Genomic DNA, 15,115 nt, shown 5'->3' with positions numbered 1-15,115 from the left:
ACTCAGCGGTAAGCCTCTGAGCCCGGCAGCGATTCACGGGTCAGCCCGAGAGAGCGCATCATCTCCTCAACCTCTTCATCCAGACGGCTGAGATGCAGCACACGATCCACAATAATGTCTTTCTTATCATTATTCAGCAGAACCACCGGCACCGCGCGGTAGCTGTTGATCATCTCAATCGCTTCTGACAGCGGGATATTATTCAGCACCAGTGAGCCGGATAACCAGTCGATATCGGTGTACTGGCGCTGAAATACTTTTGCCCGGCCTTCCGGCAGAATTTCCAGACGCTGTCCCGGCCCGACCGTTTCGGTTTTACCGTTAAAAAACGTGGTTACGGTTTCATCCAGCGGGCAGACGGAGACTTTATTATCCGCAATATCCACCACAAAGTTGCCGTTACCGGACTCCACCCGCACACCATTGGCGGTGACCCGGAACGGACGCTGTTCCTCACGGTTTTCGCTGACGGCAAAACGCGCCCGTCCGGACAGCAGTTCTACCGCCCGGCTGCCGTTATCATAGGCCACCACAGCACGGGATTCGGTATCCAGCTTCAGCTGGCTGCCGTCACGGAGAGAATACTGTTTAATCTCTCCGCGGTGAGTGTAATGTTCTTCAACGCCTTTTGCCTTCATCAGAATGGCGTTGTATACCCCGTAACCTGCCAGAATCGTCAGGAAAACAAGTAATATGATGAGCAAACGGCGTCGCCGTTGTCTGAAAAATAGGCGTTTCAACTGCAATCTCCTGCGGATTGTAAGCGCCGGAATCTGTTTTTCCGGCGTCACATATATCGTCGGGTAACCGACGGCTTCCGGTCACCCGTTGATAAGAAATTCCGATTAATCACTGCCGTTATTGTCACTAATCAACGGTATCAGGTTGTTATTATTGTTTATCCGCATAAACCGCGCATACAGTGATAAGTATCAGATAATTATCATTTACAATGAAAAATAAGTTCGCAGATATCCGGCGATATCCACAATAAAAACAAGGCCAAAAGTAAAATATCATCTTTTAATTCAGCTAATTAATTGATGATACAGTACCATTGGTGCAGCTGAGTATAATACACTTTACCGGATGTAAAGCCGTGCTTTTACGTTTTGTTACACTATCTGCCATCCGGAAACACTCTTTTGATGCGTACTCTTTTTCCGCCCGTTTTTTAACACTGATAAATTATAAAGTGAGTAATTCATTATAAATATTGAACAAGTTTATATAATTCAGCAAATCAATATACGCGTATAAATAACCGGCAAAAATGTCATTTGCCAGCGGATCATACTTAATGGCATTATATCCGCCATAATATAACGTTTTCTCTGACTCCGGAGGGCTGTCACATGCTGGATATTATCCATTACCCGCTGTTTTTACTGTCCGTTTTTATCTTTGCAGTAACGCCGGGGCCGGATATTGCCTATGTACTGGGACAAAGCCTGGCCAACGGCCGCAAAGCCGGTATTTTGTCCGCGCTGGGGGTGATGCTCGGCAGCAGTGTGCATGCTGTTGCCGGGGCTGTCGGGCTGGGGGCGATTATTGCCGCATCGCCGACACTGTTTACCGTGATTAAGTATCTCGGTGCGCTGTACCTTGCGTTCCTCGGCGCCAAAATGATCCTCGGCACACTCAGAAAGCGCGGGCAGACCGCTGATGATAATGAAGAAGTGGTGATTCAGAAGGCAGCCGCAAAATCGATTCTTATCCGGGGGTTTATCACCACACTGACCAATCCGAAAGTGCTGCTGTTTTTTATTGCCTTTTTCCCGCAGTTTATTGCGGCAGGCGGCAGTTATTATGCGGAATCTTTCCTGCTGCTCGGCGCAACCTATGCCCTGCTCGGGTTCTGCACTGATACCACGCTGGCACTGATTGCCGGGACACTGGCTGCACGGATCTCCGGCAGCACGAAAGCGCATTACTGGATTGACCGCCTCGTCGGTACCACCTTTATCGCTCTCGGTCTGCGCCTGGCATCAGTGGCCCGCTGAGGGTTCAGCCTGCGATATTCACATCCAGGTGAGCCAGATAGCGGCAAATATCCGCATCAATATGCGGGTTTTTAACCACGTCAAAACAGGAAAATGTCGGCAGTGATGTCATCCCGGTAAACTGATTGGTTTTGTGGAGCGGGAAATACACACTGTCGATACCCCGCCCCTCAAAGAACTGCTTTTCATCCTCAAAGGCTTCCTGCGGTGCGTTCCAGGTCACGGATAACATGTATTTTTTACCGGTCAGCACACCGCCGGAGCCGTATTTTTTACTGCTGTCACGGCGGCTGCGCCCATCATTAATATGAAAACGGTCATCAGACTGTGTAAATACCTCATCAATGTATTTTTTCACAATCCACGGCCCTTCCATCCACCAGGCCGGCATCTGGTAAATAATCACATCCGCCCACAGGTAATTCAGTACTTCCAGTTCATCGTCATAACCGTCATCAATACGGGTAACGCGGACATTCATGCCTTTTTCTGTCAGATGGCGGCGGGCGATATCGGTCATATGGTCGTTCAGTTTGCCATCAGAGCCGCCGAATTCTTTTGAACCGTTAATAATAAAGATGTTTTTCATTGTGTTACTCACTCAGGAATGATGTCGTCAATCCCGTTATCCTAACCGGCCTGTCCCGCAAATACGTTAGCCTGTCCGCTCTGATGTTTGCCTGATCCTGTCATTTTGCCCGGAAATCACACACCGGTCAGAGAAGAACCCGCTTTTTATCCTGTCCGGGAGGTAACCCGAATAACCGCCGGTATTCACGGTTAAACTGAGAGGCACTTTCATACCCGACACGAAAAGCCGCTTCCGAGGCATCCGCCGATTCCACCAGCAGAAGGCGACGGGCTTCATTCAGCCGCAGCCATTTCTGATATTGCAGCGGGCTCATCCGGGTGACCCGGCGGAAATGGCGGTGAAAAGAAGATTCGCTCATCTGAGCATGAAGACAGAGTGTCTCCACCGACACCGGCTGATCAAAATGCGCTTTCAGGTAACTAAGTACGCCGCTTATCTGGCGGCACTGTTTATTATGTGCGGCCATCAGCTGGAGCCGTGCGCCCTGGCCGCTTTTCAGCAGGTAATAGAGAATTTCTTTATGGATAAGCGGAGCCATGACCGGGATATCGTCCGGTTTTTCCAGCAGCGCCACCAGGCGGCAGACCGCACTGAGCAACGCTTCTGTGACCGGACACACTGCCTGCGGTACAGCGGGTTCTGAAGTCAGCAGCTGAAAACCGCTTTCCTGCATCAGTACCGGAAGGTCGCTGAGGTTAAGACTGACCAGCAGAGCCAGAAACGGTGCCTGCTCTGATGCCTCACAGACCTGCGCAATCGCAGGGATATCCACGGATGTCAGCAATACATCCCCGGGGCGGTAACAATAGGTGTTATCTCCGAGTGTGATCCGTTTTGCGCCCTGAACCGCAAGTGCGATACCCGGCTCATAAGTCCAGGTTTGCGCCTGTGACGGAGCCGTCCACCGGCACAATGCGAGACCGGGAACGGTCGTATCCCACCCGCCGCTGCGCTCTGCGGTGTAAGTCTGTAACAACTGTTTCAGGCAGCGCAGGCGATCATCCGTTTCCATTATATTCTCAGCGACTGATTAACAGGGCTACAGCATAACGGAAAAGACCGTACCGTGCTGTATTTTGCATTACGGTACCGGTTATCAGACTCAGCAGCATATCGTGCAGAGAGAGACCGCCGGAGGGATATTTACTTTATCTTTTAAAAACAGAAATATACCTTTATATGCAGTAAATTATTTTTCCTGTCTTTCATAAGCAGAATTATTATTTTAATTTCATTCATTATTTTGTGATCTGCTGCTGTTTATTTTTATTGAATTTGCGCGGCAAAATAAAAATAATAATCCGCCCTGAGAGCTTATTCAGGACAAAACTCGGCCTGCGGTGAAATAATCACCGCGTTTGCATAATGTGGTTAACTATCATGAGCAATGTAATTGCGTTTACTGATGCGGACACCAATCCCTGTATGCAGTGCGGGGCGTGCTGTGCCTATTTCCGGGTCTCGTTTTATCACGGGGAAACGGACAGTACGGGCGGCGTGGTGCCGGCAGAGATGACAGAAAAAGTGAATGACTTTATGGCCTGTATGAAAGGCACTGATCAGAAATCCCCGCGCTGTATCAATCTTCAGGGGGAAGTCGGTCAGTGTGTGGCGTGCAGCGCTTACGCACAACGCCCGTCGCCATGCCGTGAGTTTGATCAGTCGTGGGTCAGCGGTGTACACAATGCCGCCTGTGACCGGGCAAGAGCCGCACACGGCCTGCCGCCGCTGGAGCCGCCGTCCCGCCACAATGATCACGCGGCCTGACCACCGCCGTTTTGCACTAACGCTTTTACCGCTGTTCAGGTAGGATAACCGCATTATTATCAGACTGAATAAGGACAGCCGTATGAGCGATTATGCACAGAGTGTTGCTGATGTGGAAAAAGCCATTGAGAGTAACAGTATCACTGAAATGAACGAACTGATGGTCAGCCTGGGTGACAGCAACCCGCTGCCGTATGAACAGCGTTATGAATTACAGCAGCGCCTCCGTCAGGCGATAATGGATCACGGAAAAATACATCACTAGTTAATTCTTATTCCGTACCGGCTTATTGTCAGAATAATATACCGGTATGGAGTGTCATGTTTATTCCGTTAATGTCAGCTTTTGCAAAAGTCACGTTCATTCCTGTACTAACCGCCTTTTAATCCGCTATGCTTTCCCTGTCAGCTATCTCATTCATTCATCTGATTATTGTTTATAACAAATCAATCTTATCTGCCTGTTAATTAAAAACTAAAATAAAACACCCTATTGTTTTGTTTTATATGACAGTTTTATGAACTTTTTAATTTTTTCACCGGCTGAAAAATTCCTTATTTATCTGTAGAGGAAAGAGAATAATCGGCATATGATATTGAATACATTTCACTGACGTGACTATTTACACGTGCGTTGTATCCGGGTTTGTAAGGAATGCTTATTATGGAAGTATCAAACTATTCACCGTTACTGAGCTATTACGCGTACATCAAAAAGTTTATTGCATCGCCGGCCACGATGGGAACAATTACCCCTTCATCACGCTGGCTGTGCCGTGCAATGGTTCGTCACGTCGACTGGAGCGGTGTGCAGCATTTTGCTGAGCTGGGTGCCGGTACCGGGGTAATTACCCGTCAGATTCTGGATCAGATGGATCCACTGGCTAAACTGGATGCCTATGAAATTGACCCCTATTTTGTCAGCCTGCTGAATAAATTTCAGGATGGCCGGCTGGGGATTTTTTCTGACTCAGCAGAGAAACTGAACCGCCCGTATAATGTGATTTTCTCCGGTCTGCCGTTCCTGTCAATTGACCGCCGCACCGGGCTGCGTATTCTGAAAGCGGTGCGTGACAATATCGAACTCAGCGACGGGCAGTTTATTCTGTTTCAGTACACCACCAAATTTGAGAAATATCTGCGCCGTTATTTCCATTTCCGCAAAGAGCGTGTATTGTTCAACGTTCCGCCAGCCTGGGTGTATATCTGCACCCCGAAGAGACGTTATACCAATAACTGATCACCCGCAGCGTGTCCCGGGATACCGGGACACCGGCCATTCTCAGTATCCTCTGTTTACGGATTTCTTTATGTTAATTATCACCCCCGCCAAACCGGATCATTTCCCGCGCCTGGTTGCCATCTGGGAATCATCTGTCCGCGCCACTCACGATTTTTTATGTGAGGCTGATATTGAAAAACTGCATCCGCTGCTGCTCAATACCTATCTGCCGAACCTGAATGTGGTGGTGGCGCAGGATGAAAACGGTGTGATCCTCGGTTTTCTCGGCACAGACGCGAACCGGATTGAGATGCTGTTTGTGGATGCGGCTATTCGCGGTAAAGGCACCGGTAAATTCCTGCTGAATTATGCCGTTGAGCAGTTACAGGCAGATGAGCTGGATGTGAATGAACAAAACCCGCAGGGTGTCGGTTTTTACCGCCATATGGGTTTTACACAGACAGGCCGTTCTGAACTGGATGGGGAGGGAAATCCGTTCCCGCTGCTGCACATGAAATACACCGGCAAAACAGCGGGATAATGTCTCAGCCGAAAACGCCGGTCGAGAGATAACGGTCGCCGCGATCGCAGATTACGGCGACAATCACCGCTCCCGGGTTCGCTTTTGCAATTCTCAGTGCACCGGCCACCGCGCCGCCGGAACTGACCCCGCAGAAAATGCCTTCCTGTTGTGCCAGCTGGCGCATCGTATCTTCTGCTTCCTGCTGTGTGATATCCAGAATATCATCCACCAGCTGCGGCTGAAAAATCCCCGGCAGATACCCCGGTGACCAGCGGCGGATCCCCGGAATCTGACTGTTTTCCGCCGGTTGCAGACCGGTGATATTGATCTGCGGTGCGACCTCTTTCAGATAACGCGCCACCCCGGTAATGGTGCCGGTAGTGCCCATAGCTGAGACAAAGTGCGTGATACGCCCGTCCGTCTGCTGCCAGATTTCCGGGCCTGTTGTCCGGTAATGGGCCAGCGGGTTATCGGGATTATTAAACTGATCAAGCACATAACCTTCCCCGTCCGCTGCCATCTGCTGCGCCAGGTCCCGCGCCCCTTCCATGCCCTGTGCCCGGCTGACCAGCACCAGCTCCGCGCCGTAAGCTTTCATGGCGGCCTGACGTTCGGCACTCATATTTTCCGGCATCAGTAACTTTAATTTATAACCGCGAATCGCTGCGATCATCGCCAGCGCAATACCGGTGTTACCGCTGGTGGCTTCAATCAGCGTATCCCCGGGACGGATCTCCCCGCGCTGTTCAGCACCTTCAATCATACTTTTCGCCGCACGATCTTTTACAGAGCCGCCGGGGTTATTACCTTCCGGTTTGACCCAGATTTCTGCGCCACTGCCTTCCCCCAACCGTGCAAGCCGGAAAAGCGGGGTATTACCGATCCCATTACTGATAGATGCCACGTTGTTCTGCCTCCTGAGCCATAAACGGAAACCATACCGCCGCCGCAAGGCAGTATGCAACCGGAATTATTTTCATCTTTATGCGCACTGTGCCTGCGGCAGCAGCGCCAGTTCGTCTTCGCCGCGAAACAGCCGTAACTCCCTGATTGTCAGCCAGACAGAATCACCGGCGGCGGCACGGGTGTCCGGCGGTAATATCACCGTCACTTCATCTTCAGCCGCTTCCGTGGTTACCACCGCAGTGCGGTAATGCCCGTGTGAACGGATGGTCACAACCCGGGCAGCAACCGCATCGGCTGAAAAAGTGTGCTGCAATGTCAGCGACCAGGGGCGCACAAATACCGATACCGGCCCGAAACCGGCTGTCAGTGCGGCAACCGGCTGGCGCACACCGCCAATCCGCACCCCGCCATCCGTACCGATATCACCACGGAAAATATTTATCTGACCGAGGAATTCTGTTACAAAGCGGTTGCTGTCATCATTGCCGAGGCTTTCAGGTACCGCGACCTGCTCGATATGTCCGCCACGCATCACCACGATGCGGTCAGCCACCTCCAGCGCCTCTTCCTGATCGTGTGTCACGAACACAGCAGTAAATCCCAGCGACTGATGCAGCTGACGCAGCCAGCGGCGCAGTTCGGTTCTCACCCCTGCATCCAGGGCACCGAACGGCTCATCCAGCAGCAGAATGCGCGGCTCTGCCGCCAGCGCTCTGGCCAGTGCCACCCGCTGTTGTTGTCCGCCGGAAAGTTGTGCCGGATAGCGATCCGCCAGGTGCGGCATCTGAATCTTTTCCAGCAGTGACATCACTTTAGCGCGGATTTCTTTTTTTGACGGACGTGTTTTGCGCGGCAGTACCGTCAACCCGAATGCAATGTTGTCAAACACCGTCATATGCCGGAACAACGCGTAATGCTGAAAAACAAATCCGGCCCGGCGCTCCCCTGCCGCCAGCCCGGAAACCTCTTCCCCGCTGATATACAATTCTCCGGCGCTATGAGGGGTCAGCCCGGCAATAATCCGCAGCAGTGTGGTTTTCCCGGATCCGGACGGCCCCAGCAACGCCACCATTTCGCCGTCCGCCACCGACAGCGAGATATCCTGTAATACCGGCTCCGCACCGAAATGGTGTGTCAGATGACGGATTTCAATGCTCATATTTCCTCCGGGATCCCTGATATGCCATCACGCCATGGCGGATGCACAGGGTCGCAACAGCCATCAGTGCCAGCAGACCGGATGCGGTAAATGCCGCCACGGTCTGATAATCCTGATGTAATAATTCCACCTGCAACGGCAGGGTGAAGGTTTCCCCGCGAATCGCCCCGGAAACCACTGACACTGCACCGAATTCCCCGATAGCGCGGGCGTTGGTCAGGATCACGCCGTAAAACAGCGGCCAGCGGATATTCGGCAGTGTCACCCGCCACCAGATCTGCCACGCACGGGCCCCCAGCAGCACGGCGGCCTCTTCTTCCTGTGCACCCTGACTGAGCATTACCGGCACCAGTTCCCGCACCACATAAGGACAGGTTACGAAAATCGTCACCAGCACAATTCCCGGCAACGCAAACATGATTTGGGTATTCAGCGAGTTTTCGAGAAAGCCCCCCAGCCAGCTGTTTGAGCCGTACAGCAGCAGATACAACAGCCCGGCAATCACCGGCGATACTGCAAACGGCAGATCCGCCAGTGTCAGCAATAACTGGCGGCCGGGAAAATGAAACCGTGTTACCAGCCACGCCAGCAGTGTGCCGAAAATCAGATTCACCGGCACGGTGATCAGCGCTACGATCACTGTCAGCCAGATAGCATGCAGCATATCCGCCTCCGCCAGTGCGCGGATCACACCGCCGATGCCATCAGACAGCGCGGTCACAAAAATCCACACCAGCGGAATAATCAGGATGAAAAATGTCAGCAGCAGCCCGGCAGAAATCAGCAGCCACTTCTGCCACGGGAAACGCCGGCGGCGCAGTGTATCAGCCATGAGACCTCCCGGTACGCAATCCGGCGCGGCTCTGAATAATATTGACCGCCAGCAATAACACCAGCGAAGTCATCAGCACCACCGAGGCAATCGCCGCAGCCGCCGGGTATTCAAACTCCTGGAGGCGGACAAAAATCAGGAATGACACCACTTCCGTCTGCCATGCCAGGTTACCGGCGATAAAAATCACCGCACCAAACTCACCAAGGCTGCGGGTAAAGGACAAAACGGTTCCCGCCAGCGCTGCCGGGGCGATTTCCGGCCAGATCACACGGCGGAATATCTGAAAGCGCGAAGCCCCCAGCGTTTCTGCCGCTTCCTCATACTCCGGTTTCAGAGTTTCCAGCACCGGCTGTACCGTGCGGACCACAAACGGGATACTGGTAAACATCATCGCGACCGCAATACCAATCCAGGTATTCACCACGGTGATATTAAACGAATCAAAAAAACGGCCGTACCAGCCGTTCGGGGCAAAGAGAGTGGCGAGTGTCAGCCCCGCAACCGCCGTGGGCAGCGCAAAGGGCAAATCCATCAGGCCGTCGAGAATGCGGCGGCCGGGAAAGCGGTAGCGGGTCAGGATCCAGGCCATCAGCACACCAAACACTGCATTAAACAGACTGGCAGCAAGGGCGGCGAGCAGTGTGACTTTATAGGCGGCGACCACCTGCGGGCCGGTAATGACCTGCCAGTACTGCGCCCAGCTCATCTGCGTCAGCTGTAACACCAGTGCAGTGAGGGGCAGCAGCAGGATCAGCCCGCTGTAGAGCAGCGTAAACCCGAGGGACAGGCCGAATCCCGGCAACACCCGCCTTGCCATATCAGCGTCCCTGAGCCATCAGGGTGTCAAATTCACCGCCTGAATTGAACCGGCTTGTCATCACTTCAGACCATGAACCGAACTGATCTTCCACTTTAAATAAGGTCACCGGCGGGAAATCGCCTTTATTGGCGGCCATCACATCCGGATCAGTCACCCGGTAATTAAACTGCGCCATTTTTGTCTGCGCCGCCGGGCTGTACAGGAAAGTCAGATAGGCATCAGCAACAGCCTGTGTGCCGTTTTTTTCCGTGTTTTTATCCACCCGTGCCACCGGGAATTCCGCCAGGATATTGGACGCCGGGACAATAACGTCATAATCATCCGCGCCATATTCATTGCGGATATTATTCACTTCTGATTCAAAACTGATCAGCACATCGCCCAGCCCGCGATCAATAAATGACGTCGTGGCTCCCCGGCCGCCGGTATCAAATACCGCAACATTGCTGAGGAATTTTTTCATCTGTTCCTGTGTTTTGGCACTGTCTTTACCGTTTTTCTGCTGCCAGAAACCTTCCGCAGCCAGGTAGGTGTAACGGCCGTTACCGGAGGTTTTCGGGTTCGGAAAAACGATTTTTACATCATCACGCAGCAGGGAATCCCAGTCTTTGATCTGTTTCGGATTGCCTTTGCGCACGAGGAAAGCCATGGTGGAATAATACGGGGAACTGTTATTCGGCAGACGCGCCTGCCAGTCCGCTGCCAGCAGATTGCCTTTGTCATGCAGAACCTGCACATCGGTCACCTGGTTATAAGTGACCACATCTGCCCGCAGTCCCTGTAAGATCGCCAGCGCCTGTTTTGAGGAGCCGCCGTGAGACTGGCGGATAGTCAGCGGATCGTCCGGATGTTCCGCGTTCCACTGTTTTTCAAACAGCGGGTTGATTTCCGTGAACAGCTCACGGGCAATATCATAGGAGCTGTTCAGCAACTGAGCAGCACCGGCAGCGCCGCTCCATACAGCAGAAAGGAGCAGCAGACCGGCAGGTAATACAGCGTTGACAGACAGTTTCACGGCGGAGAACCTCATTATGATGATGCGTTTCAGGTAACTCCGGCCAGTGTGCATATATCCGTAAAATGACACAAGCCATTTACTTATATCATTATGGAATTATATATAGTGATTATTTACTTCACGATATTATGCATCGATATGTTTCTTCTCTTCCTGTGACGCAGGTGCTTTTTCGTTATGCTGATTATGCTCACAACCGCCGTGTGAACCGTGTCCCCGGTGCATAAAGAAGTGCATCAGCGGACAAATCAGCAGCATAAGCAGAAACCAGTTTTCTCTGAAAAACTCAAGCATGGGAACCTCCTGTGTGGTGTATACACGGAGGATAGAGGTTGCCCTCAGGGGAAGGTACAGCGGAATAGTGTCATTTAACCTTTGTTTTTGTAAGGATAAAAACAGACACAAAAATGTGCATCACTGCGGGAAAAGTATGACGGTGATAACGGGCAAAGGAAACGAAAAGCATGCGCGCCACGGATGGCGCGCCTGAGCTTACAGGGATGTATTCACAGCGACTTTTCGTTTTTGCCCGTTATCAGCCGGTTCCGGGCTTAAAGTGACACCCTCTTACAGCGCACTCAGTTGTTCCAGCGACGGCGCATAATAATAAGCCCCGGTTTTCGGTTTGCTGAACCGCAGCAGATCATCAAATTTACCGTCGGTTTCGCCGAACATACTCAGCAATTGCTGCTCAATATTGTGCAGACGACCGCAGTACGCGATAAAGAACAGGCCGTGCTCACCGCTGGCAGTACCGTACGGCAGGCTCTGGCGCAGAATGGAAAGCTCTTCGCCCTCTTCCTCAATCACCACGCGGGAAACATGAGAGGTTACATTGCGCACATTTTCATCCAGCTCTGTGCTGTCTGCTTTGGTGCGGCCAATCATTTTTTCCTGCTGCTCTTCAGAAAAACGGGTCCATTTATTCAGGCTGTGTGCCCAGCGCTGAGTCAGGATATAACTGCCGCCCGCATCTTCCCCTTCTGCGATCAGTGCCACGTCCGGGCGCTCATCCCCTTCCGGGTTTTCGGTGCCGTCGATAAAACCGCTCAGGTCACGCTCTTCCGTCCAGCGGAAGCCGTGGGTTTCGCCCTGAATCTCAACCGCATCCGCAAATGCCGCCACCGCTGCCTGTGCCAGCGAGAAGTTGATATCATGACGCTGAGAATGAATGTGGATCAGTAAATCATATTGTGTGGCCGGCGCCAGGCCGCGCCCCAGTTCACGGAAGTTTTTCAGCTCCGGTGCACTGCTCTGACTGCCCAGCTGACGCCACAGGTCATGACCGAATGCCACCGTGGCACTCAGTTGATCAGCCGCAAACTGTGTCTGTAACTTTTTCAGAGCTGCCAGGAAAACCTGACAACCACGCCGGATCGCCGGTAAATCACCTTTGGTGTTTGCTTCAATAAAAATACCGAAACGGCAGTGTTCCGGCAGAATACCGCTTTGTGCTTGTGACATATTGCTCCCTTTGCATCGTCAGTCTGATCAGGAAATGGCCTTATCATAAATCACTGACGCGGAATTACTTTGTTATTCCGCAAGTTCATTTATTTTTACGGATTATTTATTGGCCCAGACGATATAACTGACTGTCCAGTTTTTCAGAATATCATCTGACGGCATCAGTGTTTCAGGGCCGTTCCAGGTTCCGCGGAAAACATAGGAAACACGCGGGGTTTGCGGTGAACGGCAGATAACCTGTGCGCTGTCATCAAATTCAGTGGTCAGGGTACAGGCACCGGCAACGGCCTGCGGATAGATGTCCGAAAAGAGGGTTCCTGTTTTGGTGTCCCATTCCGTGCGGATATCCGCATCATTGGCAACAATGCGCTGCACAGTGCCATTTTCCGGCCCGGACAGACGGATAACCGTTTTATCATCTTTCCGGCCTTCAAAAATTTTAACGATCTGCCCCTGCTCGGTCTGCATACCACCGCGCAGTGTGTATTTATCGTCCAGTCCCTGACTGATCGCCGTTTCGGTCATGGCCGTCTGATTATTCACACCACCGACGCCCTGTGCCGTTACCGTCAGCCCACTGCTGCTGAACCAGCTTACCGGCGATAATGATGACCATGAAAACGAACTGCACCCGTTCAGCATCAGTACGGCACCGGCCGCGGCGGCCAGCTTCATTGCCTGATAACACTTCATTCATTGCTCCTTTGCATTCGGTTCAGATATCAGACTCCGGAATTGACAAAACATTCATTCTGAATTATTACATCAAATAATTTTAACGAAATAGGTATGTTTACCAATTCAGTAACGTAACATTTCCGATAAGATATCTCCTGGTATATAACCGACATTTTTCATTTACCGGCGTCGTAAGCTATGGCTGAAATGACATTCACATCATCGACTTTTTACCTGTTTTCAGCGGTTGTTCTGACAGGTACATTCTGGTTTCAGCCTGCTGCGGCTCTGCCGTCATTTTCTGCCTATGAGTATCATCAGAGCACAGTAAAATGTGAAACACCACAGCGCTTTATCATCAAACAACTGCCCTATCTGCAGGATAACAGCCGGGTGATTCTGGAAGGTAATATTCAGTCTCAGATTTCAGCGGAGCACTATCTGCTGGGGGATTACAGCGGTATCGTCGAGGTAAAAATTCCGGCGGAATTATGGGGGAAAAAGATTATCACCCCTAATGATACCATCCGCATTGAAGGCGGAATGGAAAAAGACCGCCATGCGATTGTGGTAACCGCCGATACACTCAGTGTGGTCAACCCCGGCAGTTAATATTCCGGGTCGGTGATCAGCCGTTTGCTGTAGGTTAGGCTGTCCTGCTGACACTCGTCGTAGGCCAGCTTGTCAAACATGCTCAGCGTGGCGGTATTATCATCCGGAATCGACAGCAGCAACTGCGGACATCCCCGCGCCAGCAGTTTTTTTTCCAGCCTCGCCACCATAGCATTGGCAATCCCCCGTCCCTGAAATTCCGGATGTACTGCCAGATAATAGGCATAGCCCCGGTATCCGTCATAACCGCCCAGCAGTGTGCCCACCACTTCGCCGTTGACTTCCGCCACCAGGAACAGGGCCGGATCATGTGCCATTTTCCGCTCAATCACGGTTTCCGGGTCATCCGGGGGGGTGACCAGATCACAACGCTCCCAGAGCGCAACAACCTCTTCAAAATCACCTTGCTGAAATGTGCGAATGTCCATACCGTTACCTGTCTGCCGGTTGTCTGCCCGTGTCCGTGACGGAACGGGTGTGATATCTTATAAAAACAAAATGATATACTAAAGTTTATCAGCAGCTCAATGGTCGTGATGTAATGAATATCCCTGATAGTGACAGTGTTAAAGATTTTTTTCTCAGATTACAGGATTCCCTCTGCGGACAACTCGCCGCCTGTGACGCCGGTGCTGAGTTTACCGAAGATAAGTGGCAGCGGGAGTCCGGCGGCGGCGGACGCAGCCGGGTACTGAAATCCGGTGCACTGTTTGAACAGGCCGGTGTTAATTTTTCACATGTCAGCGGGGACAGCCTGCCGCCGTCTGCCACGGCACACCGCCCGGAACTCGCCGGGCGCCACTATCAGGCCACGGGGGTTTCGCTGGTGCTTCATCCGCATAATCCGTATGTCCCGGCCGCACACGCCAACGTACGCTTTTTTATTGCCGAAAAAGCCGGCTGTGACCCGGTCTGGTGGTTCGGCGGCGGTTTTGACCTGACTCCTTTCTATCCTTTCACAGAAGATGCCGTACACTGGCACAGTGTCGCCCGGGATATCTGCACGCCGCTGGGCGAAGATGCCTGGCCGCGTTATAAAAAATGGTGCGACGACTATTTTTATCTGAAACACCGCAGCGAAGCGCGTGGTATCGGCGGCCTGTTCTTTGATGATCTGAATAAACCCGGTTTTGAGGAATGCTTTGCCTTCACACGGGCTGTCGGCAACGGCTTTACCCGGGCTTATCTGCCGATCGCGGAAAAACGCCGTTCCATTCCTTATGGTGAGCGCGAACGGCAGTTTCAGCTCTACCGGCGCGGCCGTTATGTGGAGTTTAATCTGGTGTGGGATCGCGGCACACTTTTCGGTTTACAGAGCGGCGGGCGGACCGAATCCATCCTTATGTCGATGCCGCCGCTGGTGCGCTGGGAATATGACTACCAACCGCAGGCCGGTTCTCCGGAAGCCGCACTGAGTGATTTTCTTATTCCCCGTGACTGGGTCTGACAACCCTTCACAGTGTGCTGACTGAAAAGCAGGCTGATAGTCTGCTGCGGTAAATATTTTTCTCCG

19 protein-coding genes are annotated in these 15,115 nt (G+C 52.1%); 7 read left to right on the top strand and 12 right to left on the bottom strand.

All coding sequences use genetic code 11. The features are described 5' to 3' along the window. Positions 1-2: 2 nt before the first annotated feature. A complete protein-coding gene (locus HMPREF3119_RS13875; protein WP_004241462.1) occupies positions 3-704 on the bottom strand; it encodes a FecR family protein in 702 nt (233 codons plus the stop codon). A gap of 651 nt (positions 705-1,355) precedes the next feature. On the opposite strand from HMPREF3119_RS13875, the gene HMPREF3119_RS13870 reads away from it, so the two are divergent. Then, positions 1,356-2,003, top strand: coding sequence for a LysE family translocator (locus HMPREF3119_RS13870; protein WP_070580042.1), 648 nt, complete (start codon positions 1,356-1,358; stop codon positions 2,001-2,003). 4 nt (positions 2,004-2,007) lie between these two features. On the opposite strand, the gene HMPREF3119_RS13865 is transcribed toward HMPREF3119_RS13870, so the two are convergent. Further along, a complete protein-coding gene (locus tag HMPREF3119_RS13865; protein ID WP_070580040.1) occupies positions 2,008-2,592 on the bottom strand; it encodes an NAD(P)H-dependent oxidoreductase in 585 nt (194 codons plus the stop codon). Positions 2,593-2,719: 127 nt separating this feature from the next. Then, entirely contained in the window at positions 2,720-3,607 is an 888-nt protein-coding gene (locus HMPREF3119_RS13860) for an AraC family transcriptional regulator (protein WP_070580038.1), read from the bottom strand. A 368-nt stretch (positions 3,608-3,975) separates the two neighbouring features. On the opposite strand from HMPREF3119_RS13860, the gene HMPREF3119_RS13855 reads away from it, so the two are divergent. The 4 genes from HMPREF3119_RS13855 (at position 3,976) to HMPREF3119_RS13840 (ending at position 6,125) form a co-directional block, all read left to right on the top strand. Then, positions 3,976-4,362, top strand: a complete 387-nt coding sequence (locus HMPREF3119_RS13855) for a YkgJ family cysteine cluster protein (protein ID WP_004236896.1) — start codon at positions 3,976-3,978, stop codon at positions 4,360-4,362. A gap of 82 nt (positions 4,363-4,444) precedes the next feature. After that, a complete protein-coding gene (locus tag HMPREF3119_RS13850; protein WP_004241466.1) occupies positions 4,445-4,627 on the top strand; it encodes a DUF2526 family protein in 183 nt (60 codons plus the stop codon). Between the two features lie 399 nt (positions 4,628-5,026). Then, the gene (locus tag HMPREF3119_RS13845; protein WP_004236898.1) at positions 5,027-5,602 is read left to right on the top strand and encodes a class I SAM-dependent methyltransferase; all 576 of its coding nucleotides are present in this window, start codon (positions 5,027-5,029) and stop codon (positions 5,600-5,602) included. Positions 5,603-5,672: 70 nt separating this feature from the next. After that, positions 5,673-6,125, top strand: a complete 453-nt coding sequence (locus tag HMPREF3119_RS13840) for an acetyltransferase (RefSeq protein WP_004236899.1) — start codon at positions 5,673-5,675, stop codon at positions 6,123-6,125. A 4-nt stretch (positions 6,126-6,129) separates the two neighbouring features. Here HMPREF3119_RS13840 and cysM read toward each other — a convergent pair whose 3' ends face one another. The 8 genes from cysM to HMPREF3119_RS13805 form a co-directional block, all read right to left on the bottom strand. Further along, on the bottom strand, positions 6,130-7,011 hold the full coding sequence (gene cysM, locus HMPREF3119_RS13835) for a cysteine synthase CysM (protein ID WP_036418534.1): 882 nt from the start codon (positions 7,009-7,011) through the stop codon (positions 6,130-6,132). A gap of 78 nt (positions 7,012-7,089) precedes the next feature. Next, a complete protein-coding gene (locus tag HMPREF3119_RS13830; protein ID WP_070580036.1) occupies positions 7,090-8,172 on the bottom strand; it encodes an ATP-binding cassette domain-containing protein in 1,083 nt (360 codons plus the stop codon). Next, the gene (gene cysW, locus HMPREF3119_RS13825; RefSeq protein WP_070580034.1) at positions 8,162-9,004 is read right to left on the bottom strand and encodes a sulfate/thiosulfate ABC transporter permease CysW; all 843 of its coding nucleotides are present in this window, start codon (positions 9,002-9,004) and stop codon (positions 8,162-8,164) included. Before cysW ends, HMPREF3119_RS13830 begins: the two co-directional genes overlap by 11 nt. Beyond that, positions 8,997-9,824, bottom strand: coding sequence for a sulfate/thiosulfate ABC transporter permease CysT (gene cysT / locus HMPREF3119_RS13820; RefSeq protein WP_049242949.1), 828 nt, complete (start codon positions 9,822-9,824; stop codon positions 8,997-8,999). Before cysT ends, cysW begins: the two co-directional genes overlap by 8 nt. Position 9,825: 1 nt before the next feature. Further along, on the bottom strand, positions 9,826-10,857 hold the full coding sequence (cysP, locus tag HMPREF3119_RS13815; protein ID WP_070580032.1) for a thiosulfate ABC transporter substrate-binding protein CysP: 1,032 nt from the start codon (positions 10,855-10,857) through the stop codon (positions 9,826-9,828). A 114-nt stretch (positions 10,858-10,971) separates the two neighbouring features. Beyond that, positions 10,972-11,139 (bottom strand): DUF2933 domain-containing protein, encoded by a 168-nt coding sequence (locus tag HMPREF3119_RS18865; protein WP_081113474.1) that lies wholly within the window; start codon positions 11,137-11,139, stop codon positions 10,972-10,974. A 273-nt stretch (positions 11,140-11,412) separates the two neighbouring features. After that, positions 11,413-12,309, bottom strand: a complete 897-nt coding sequence (locus tag HMPREF3119_RS13810) for a Dyp-type peroxidase (RefSeq protein ID WP_004236906.1) — start codon at positions 12,307-12,309, stop codon at positions 11,413-11,415. Positions 12,310-12,411: 102 nt separating this feature from the next. Continuing rightward, positions 12,412-13,005, bottom strand: a complete 594-nt coding sequence (locus HMPREF3119_RS13805; RefSeq protein ID WP_036414390.1) for an RpoE-regulated lipoprotein — start codon at positions 13,003-13,005, stop codon at positions 12,412-12,414. 183 nt (positions 13,006-13,188) lie between these two features. Here HMPREF3119_RS13805 and HMPREF3119_RS13800 point away from each other — a divergent pair, with 183 nt between their 5' ends. Continuing rightward, a complete protein-coding gene (locus HMPREF3119_RS13800) occupies positions 13,189-13,602 on the top strand; it encodes a YgiW/YdeI family stress tolerance OB fold protein (RefSeq protein ID WP_004236908.1) in 414 nt (137 codons plus the stop codon). On the opposite strand, the gene HMPREF3119_RS13795 is transcribed toward HMPREF3119_RS13800, so the two are convergent. After that, positions 13,599-14,030 carry a GNAT family acetyltransferase gene (locus HMPREF3119_RS13795; RefSeq protein WP_004236909.1) on the bottom strand — a complete coding sequence of 144 codons (432 nt, stop codon included), beginning with the start codon at positions 14,028-14,030 and terminating at the stop codon, positions 13,599-13,601. The genes HMPREF3119_RS13800 and HMPREF3119_RS13795 overlap by 4 nt on opposite strands. Positions 14,031-14,143: 113 nt before the next feature. On the opposite strand from HMPREF3119_RS13795, the gene hemF reads away from it, so the two are divergent. Continuing rightward, positions 14,144-15,049 carry an oxygen-dependent coproporphyrinogen oxidase gene (gene hemF, locus HMPREF3119_RS13790; protein WP_070580030.1) on the top strand — a complete coding sequence of 302 codons (906 nt, stop codon included), beginning with the start codon at positions 14,144-14,146 and terminating at the stop codon, positions 15,047-15,049. Positions 15,050-15,115 lie beyond the last annotated feature (66 nt).

It is taken from the genome of Morganella sp. HMSC11D09, assembly GCF_001807955.1.
Classification (GTDB): domain Bacteria; phylum Pseudomonadota; class Gammaproteobacteria; order Enterobacterales; family Enterobacteriaceae; genus Morganella; species Morganella morganii.
The sequence above is the reverse complement of the archived record's forward strand: the minus strand, read 5'-3'. Positions and strand labels throughout refer to the sequence as shown.